This window comes from Kitasatospora sp. NPDC059327 (assembly GCF_042752535.1).
Taxonomy (GTDB): domain Bacteria; phylum Actinomycetota; class Actinomycetes; order Streptomycetales; family Streptomycetaceae; genus Kitasatospora.
The window spans coordinates 149,082-155,278 of the sequence record NZ_JBHYYB010000012.1 but is presented as its reverse complement, the minus strand read 5'-3'; the positions used below and the strand labels follow the sequence as shown (position 1 = coordinate 155,278).

7 protein-coding genes are annotated in these 6,197 nt (G+C 68.0%); 3 read left to right on the top strand and 4 right to left on the bottom strand.

Going from position 1 to position 6,197, the window contains the following annotated elements; genetic code table 11:
- Positions 1 to 336 (top strand): phosphopantetheine-binding protein (locus ACFXHB_RS10675; protein ID WP_380573558.1); only part of this gene is annotated, 336 nt, incomplete at its 5' end.
- A 204-nt stretch (positions 337 to 540) separates the two neighbouring features.
- On the top strand, positions 541 to 1,971 hold the full coding sequence (locus ACFXHB_RS10670) for an MFS transporter (protein WP_380573557.1): 1,431 nt from the start codon (positions 541 to 543) through the stop codon (positions 1,969 to 1,971).
- A gap of 111 nt (positions 1,972 to 2,082) precedes the next feature.
- Here ACFXHB_RS10670 and ACFXHB_RS10665 read toward each other — a convergent pair whose 3' ends face one another.
- Together ACFXHB_RS10665 and ACFXHB_RS10660 are read right to left on the bottom strand one after the other, a co-directional pair.
- The gene (locus ACFXHB_RS10665; RefSeq protein WP_380573556.1) at positions 2,083 to 3,012 is read right to left on the bottom strand and encodes a hypothetical protein; all 930 of its coding nucleotides are present in this window, start codon (positions 3,010 to 3,012) and stop codon (positions 2,083 to 2,085) included.
- Between the two features lie 506 nt (positions 3,013 to 3,518).
- Positions 3,519 to 3,959 (bottom strand): hypothetical protein, encoded by a 441-nt coding sequence (locus ACFXHB_RS10660; RefSeq protein ID WP_380573555.1) that lies wholly within the window; start codon positions 3,957 to 3,959, stop codon positions 3,519 to 3,521.
- Positions 3,960 to 4,071: 112 nt separating this feature from the next.
- Here ACFXHB_RS10660 and ACFXHB_RS10655 point away from each other — a divergent pair, with 112 nt between their 5' ends.
- Positions 4,072 to 4,401, top strand: a complete 330-nt coding sequence (locus ACFXHB_RS10655; RefSeq protein WP_380573554.1) for a hypothetical protein — start codon at positions 4,072 to 4,074, stop codon at positions 4,399 to 4,401.
- Between the two features lie 132 nt (positions 4,402 to 4,533).
- Here ACFXHB_RS10655 and ACFXHB_RS10650 read toward each other — a convergent pair whose 3' ends face one another.
- On the bottom strand, positions 4,534 to 5,304 hold the full coding sequence (locus ACFXHB_RS10650) for a DUF6339 family protein (RefSeq protein WP_380573552.1): 771 nt from the start codon (positions 5,302 to 5,304) through the stop codon (positions 4,534 to 4,536).
- A complete protein-coding gene (locus tag ACFXHB_RS10645) occupies positions 5,304 to 6,161 on the bottom strand; it encodes a hypothetical protein (protein ID WP_380573551.1) in 858 nt (285 codons plus the stop codon). Before ACFXHB_RS10645 ends, ACFXHB_RS10650 begins: the two co-directional genes overlap by 1 nt.
- Positions 6,162 to 6,197 lie beyond the last annotated feature (36 nt).

Below are 6,197 nucleotides of genomic sequence, written 5' to 3'. Positions count from 1 at the left end.
CTCCCCACACCCGACCGGAACCAACCCGACACGACCCGGAAGTACATCGCACCATCGACAGCGACCGAACAACGGCTCGCCGAGATCTGGACCGAGTTACTCGGGCACGAGTTCGGGATCCACGACAACTTCTTCCAGAGCGGCGGCAACTCGATCCTGGCGATCCGGCTGACCGCGCAGATCCAGTCCGCATTCGAAGTGGACCTGCCCGTGCGGGCGATCTTCGAAGGCTCGACGATCGCCGAGATCAGCGAGGACATCGAGCGGCGCATCCGGGAGGAGATCGACCAGATGCTGGACGGCGAGGTTGCGGCTGCGCTGCAGGCGGAGGAATGACAGAAGTGAGCACACGAGGGGGGTTCGGTGCGTGCGGAGCAGTCGGCCCGGCATCTGGCGGGTGAACTGGCGTACTGGGGTGAGTGCACCCCACCCCCGGATGTACCTCAGCGGTGACCACGCGCGCCAACCTCCGAACGGAACATCCGAATTCATCGGCCGCACCGACGACCGACCCACCGAAGACTGAGGAGTCATCCCGCCATGAGCCTCGTGGACGACTCCACGTCCGACCAGCAGGACACCTCCACCGCGAAGGTCACCCCCGCCCGGAAGGGCAGCCCCGAGACATCCACCCAGTCCGTCCCGGCCGACCCCGCCGTAGCGACGCCGGAGGAGGACTCCCCGGAGAAGGAAGGGACGAAGCAGCCGACACCCGCGAAGGAAGCGCCGGCGGAGCAGCAGGCACCGCCCCCACTTCGCCGCAATCGCGACTTCCTCCGCCTCTGGCTCGGCGCCGGAAGCACCCTTCTGGGCACCCGCGTCTCCACGACCGCGTACCCGCTGCTCGTGGTCTGGTACACCGGGTCGCTGGTCGGCGCGGGCGTCGTGGGCTTCGCCGCACTGCTCCCCCAGCTGCTGATCCAGTTGCCGGCCGGCGTCCTGGTCGACCGTCTGGACCGGCGCCGCCTGATGATCACCTGCGACCTGGTGGGCGTGCTCTCCATGGGCAGCGTCGCAGCGGCCCTGCTGACGCACCACTTCCGGATCCAACACCTCGTCATTGTGGCGTTCCTGGAAGGAAGTTGCACGATCCTGTACCGGCTGGCCGAACGGGCCGCCGTCCGCAATCTGGTACACTCCCAGCACCTCTCGGCCGCGCTCTCGCAGAACGAGGCCCGCGGACAGGCGGCCGGTCTGATCGGCCAGCCAACGGGCAGCGTCCTGTACGCGACCGGGGCCTGGTTGCCGTTCGCCTTCACCGCCCTGGCGCATCTGACCGCCCTCGGCACCCTGCTCACCATCAGGGGGCGGTTCCAGACAGAGCGGCGGGCCAAGCCCCGCAGCATCCGGGCCGAACTCGCCGAGGGCTTCGCCTGGGTGTGGGGGCAGCACTTCGTGCGGGCCGCGACGGCGCTGCTGGCCGGCAGCAACTTCCTCTTCCAGATCGTCAGCCTCGCGCTGGTGGCCGTCATCAAACAGAGCGGACACTCACCGGCCTCGGTCGGGGCCGTGGGGCTGCTGGCGGGGGTCGGCGGCATCCTCGGCGCGCTCAGCGGCTCGTGGTTGATGAACCGGCTCACGCCGCCGCAGATCGTGACCGGTGTGCTCACCGCCTGGGCGCTGCTCATCGTGCCGATCGCGTTCACCTCCAGCCCCTGGCTGCTGGGCGGACTGTTCTCCGGCATCAGCTTCACCGCCGGCCTCCTGAACGTGGCGGGCGGCGTCTACCAGGTCCGGATCACCCCCGACGAGATGCAGGGCCGGGTGACCGCAGTCGGCGGAGTGCTGGCCTCGGGGGCGAACTCCTGCGGCATGCTGGCGGGCGGCGTGCTCATCGCCTCCAACGGCGCGTCGAGCACCATCCTGGGCGTCGCCGCCGCCATGGCCGCCATCGCCGTGGCGGCGGTCCTCAGCCCTGCGATCCGCGGCTCCTCCGACATCCTCCATGAGGGCGGTCCTGCGGCTTCGTAGTCGGGACCTCCCCGTTGTCCCCCCGGAGAAGACGACCGGGGCGCCACCTCGTACTGGTGGCGCCCCGGCCAGTCCGTCTCCGGACGGAGAATCAGGTCTGGCTCTCCGGGATTACCCGGCCATCGGCGCAGATGCGGGAAGGTATGCCAGGAAGTCGTGGGCGCCACTCGCGTCGGATCCGTCTCCAGCAGCGAGAACCCGCCCGTCGACAGTGCCGACCAGGGAGCTGACGGTCGAGGTCGCGAGCGGGCCGGCGTACTGCTCCCAGGCCTGGCCGTTCCAGCGCACGACTCCCTCGTTCTTGGTGTGCGAGACACCGGCGAACAGCTCGGTGCCATGGTAGGCGAACCCGTTGAGGTAGCTGTACCAGCCGTCGGCCGAGACGGTCACCGGAAGGTAGTTCTTGGTCCAGCTGGAGCCGTCCCAGTGCAGGGTGAACATCCGATCCGGCTGGGTACTGGTGGTCAGGTCGGTCTCCCGACCCCCGACCCAGACCTCGCCGCTGCGGCTGATCACTTTGGTGGCCACGGTACTGCGCGGCGAGAAGTCCGGAACGGTCACCTGCGACCACTTGGTGCCGTCCCAGTGCGCCAGGTAGGGCTGGCACCGGCCGTTCCCCGCCTCGAAGGGCTTGCACTGCTCCCCGGAGGCCCAGATGTCGTTGCCCGACGAGGCCGACACCGCGCTCAGAGTCGTGGTCCTGCCGGTGATCGTCGGCAGTTTGGTGACGGTCCATTCGGTCCCGTTCCAGTGGCCGACAGTGGCTTGGTCGGTGCGGTGGTCATAGCCGGAGGTGTAGGTACCGACGGACCACGCACTGGTGGGTGACACCGCGGCCGCGGCCCGGGCGTAGTACCCCGTCACCCCCGGGCTACGGTCGACCCAGCTTGTGCCGTCCCAGTGGTAGGCGAGCCCGGAGGCGGTGATTCCCGACCCCACGAACCAGACGTCGTTGGCGCTGGTCCCGGCGATGGCGGTGGAGTGATGTCGAACTTGTCGGGGAGCTTGAACTGACTCCAGGTCGTGCCGTTCAGCTGCCACGTCTGACCACAGACCGCGGACTCTCCTGGTATCCCGCAGTCCCACTCGGTGTTCCCGAACACCGTGCCGGTACCGACTGCGGTGATGCCCTTCAGGCTCCCCTGCGGCGGAATGGGAAGCCGCCCCCAGGTCAAGGACTCCGCACCGGCCACGGCCGGCGCGACGCCGAGGGTCAGGGCGGCGCCGAACGCCGCAGCCGTCGTGAGCAGAGCGCGATCAATGCTCTTGTGTCGATTCATGCTTCACCATCATCACAAGCTTCGCCATTCTTCCCACAGATCGATATACCATTCCCATATTGCGCAAGCGGAGCGGGCTTTACCCTATTCCGTAGACACTCGCCTGTTATGCGACCAAGTCCAGGTCAAGGACGCTCGTGGCGCATTGCCGTTCGTAGTCGTAGTCAACCGGACTGCGGTAGCCGAGGGCGGAGTGACGCCGCCTCCGGTTGCACCAAGCCATCCAGCCGAAGACCGCCATATGGGCCTGCGCCGGTTCAGCCAGCGTCAGCCGTGGAGCAGTTCGCACTTCAATGCGGCGAAGAACGACTCGGCCAGCGCGTTGTCGTAGCTGGAGCCACCCGACCCATCGAACGCCGTATCCCGTGCTCCCGGCAGACCTCGGCGAACGCACCCGACGTATATTGCGCCCCGCGGTCGGATCATCTCCTTGGCAAAATACGCGGCCGCCTTCCGCAGGATCTCCTTCTCCAGCTCCAGCTCGCGGACCTGCCAGCGCAGCCTGCGCATTTCCTCGCACTCCGCCGCCGCCATCGGGCGCTCACCGCCCGCACCGGACGCGCCCGCGGCCGCCCGGGAGCACTGGACCCACTGCCACAGCGACTCCGCGTTGACACCCAGCTCACGCGCGACCGCCGGATCCGCCGCCCGCTGGACTCCACCAGCACGACCGCGTCCCGCTTGAACTCCCCCGAGCACCTCCTGCACCCATGAGGACACCCTCTACGGACCCGAGGATCCGCTTCTCAGAAGTGTCCACAAGCCGGGGTAAAGCCCACACCTCGCCACCACCCTCGCCCTCAACGGCGGCGTCCCGTTCGTGATCGTCTCCAAGACCCTGCGCCACCGCACCCTGTCGACCACCACGAACATCTACAGCCACCTCACACGCCAGGCAGCACGCGAAGCCGTCGACGCCATCGCCCGCCTCCTCGACAGCGCCGAACTCGCCCTCCACCCCGCCCAACGCACGGAACGCCCAAGGAATCTGATCGAGCAGTTCCGCGACCATCTCGCCGGTCGCCGACGCAGGGCCCGGCGCGAACGCCCAGCCCACGCGCCCACTTCGCTGCGACCAGGGCGACCACCATGCGGCCACCAACTACGGGCGGACTTGATGCTGTCCAAGAAGGTGCCGATGGCGCCGTAGCGCCCGGCGGACGCCTGCTTGTTGGGATTCTCGGTCATGGCCGCCGGGTGAATGTTCGCGAAACCGGCCCCTACAGTCCCGGCCAGTATCCACCCTCCCGGCCGGCGAGGCCAGAACCCACGAAACCCGATCCTACCTTCGGCTGGTAAAGCTTCGGAGCGAGTCGTCGACGAGCGTCCGGAGCTCTCCGTCGAGGTCCTCCACGGACAACGAGTCAAAGGATACGAAAGCCTGAAGTCTCAGGATCCGTTTCAGGAGGTCTCGGAGGAAGCCCCGCTCGGTCACCGTCTCCAGGGGGATGTCGACTGTCTGCCAGACCCTGAGGATCCCGCGCACGATGTGGGGGCTGCCGCCGATGGAGGTCCGGCGGGCGTAGATCTGGTCGAAGGCGGACTCGCCGAGGACGGAGAGGGCGGCGTAGAGGTCCTCGGCCCCAACGTCCCGATCGTGGACGAGATGGGCCCGCCACCAGAGACGACCGAAGACGTGACGGGTGACGTCCGTGCCCAGGACCCGGTCGTGGTGAAAGTCGGTGTATCGCCACGCGGCCACGTCGGGCATGACCACGAGGGAGAGGAAGGCCCAGAGATCGCCCGCGACCGCCTCGGCGGGGATGATCCCCGAGTCCCGATGGAGGATCTCGGCCACAGCAATGTCGAACCCGCTGGCCTGCTTCCGGTTGTGCGGGGCCGGGAAGCCACTCTCGCGGGCCGCGTTGACGATGGCGGCCCGAAGCCTCAGCAGTCGCTCCGGGGGTAGCCGTACGCCACCGGTCGCGGCGTAGAACATGGCGAGGTGCGACTGCGCGACACAGCCGCTCAGTTCGTCGGGCGACTTGTCGAGGTACGACGCCCTCAGTTCCTTGGCCGCTCCGGCGAGCAGGCGTGGGTAGAGATACGCCATCACGAGTCCTTCGCGAAGAGGCCGACGGCACTCTGCACACTGGCGGAGAAGTACGACGGGTCGCTGCGTCGCATGAGTCTAAGCGAGGCCAGCGTCGTGTCGGGTAGGTGTGTGCGGACTGCGCCGAGAAGCATGTGGCCCAGAGTGTCCGGCTCGAAGGTCGATTCGTCGTCGAGGTCCTCGTTGCCGACGGCGTGCTCGATCATGAGCCGCACGACGTCCTGACGGAGTGCCGACTGGATGAGCCGTTCCGCGTGGGTCGCCTTCTCGGCCCTCCGCATTGCGTCGAGGACGATCGTGGTTCGGCTGTTGACCAGCAGCAGGACCGCGCCCATGGTCGCGGCTTCGAGGTTGGGCCCGATGTCCAGGTACCAGGGCGCCTCCTCCGGATAGCCCGCCTCCGCGAAGTCGACGACGGCCATCGGGAACTGTGAGGCGTCACCTTGGAGGCGGACCTGTTTACGGTGCTGCCACAGAATGGAGCCGGCGCGCCTTGGTCCCGTCGGGTCGGGGTTGTCGAGGTGCTTGGTGAGGATCATCTGGGTGTCGATCGAGAGCACGCCTCCGCTGTCTCGTCCGAGGGCCGTGAAGGCCAGGTGCACCGATCGCCTCCCCTCCCCGGTCAGTCGCTCCTCGGCCGCAAGCATACGTAGGCCGGAGCCGGACGAGCTCCACACGGTCGTGAGGGCGAGTTCGGCGTCCGGGGGCAGCGCCGCGCTCTCTCGGACCGTGTCGAGGTCCACCTCGACGGTACATTCGAGTTCGAGATCGCGTTGGTAGTCCCAGTCGACGACTGAGGGCGGGAGCGGGACGCCCTCGCCGTCCTCCTGTTTGAGGAGCCATCCGTCGGTGGTCACCGCATGCGGGTGCGGGCGTCGGTAAGGGTAGGCCCG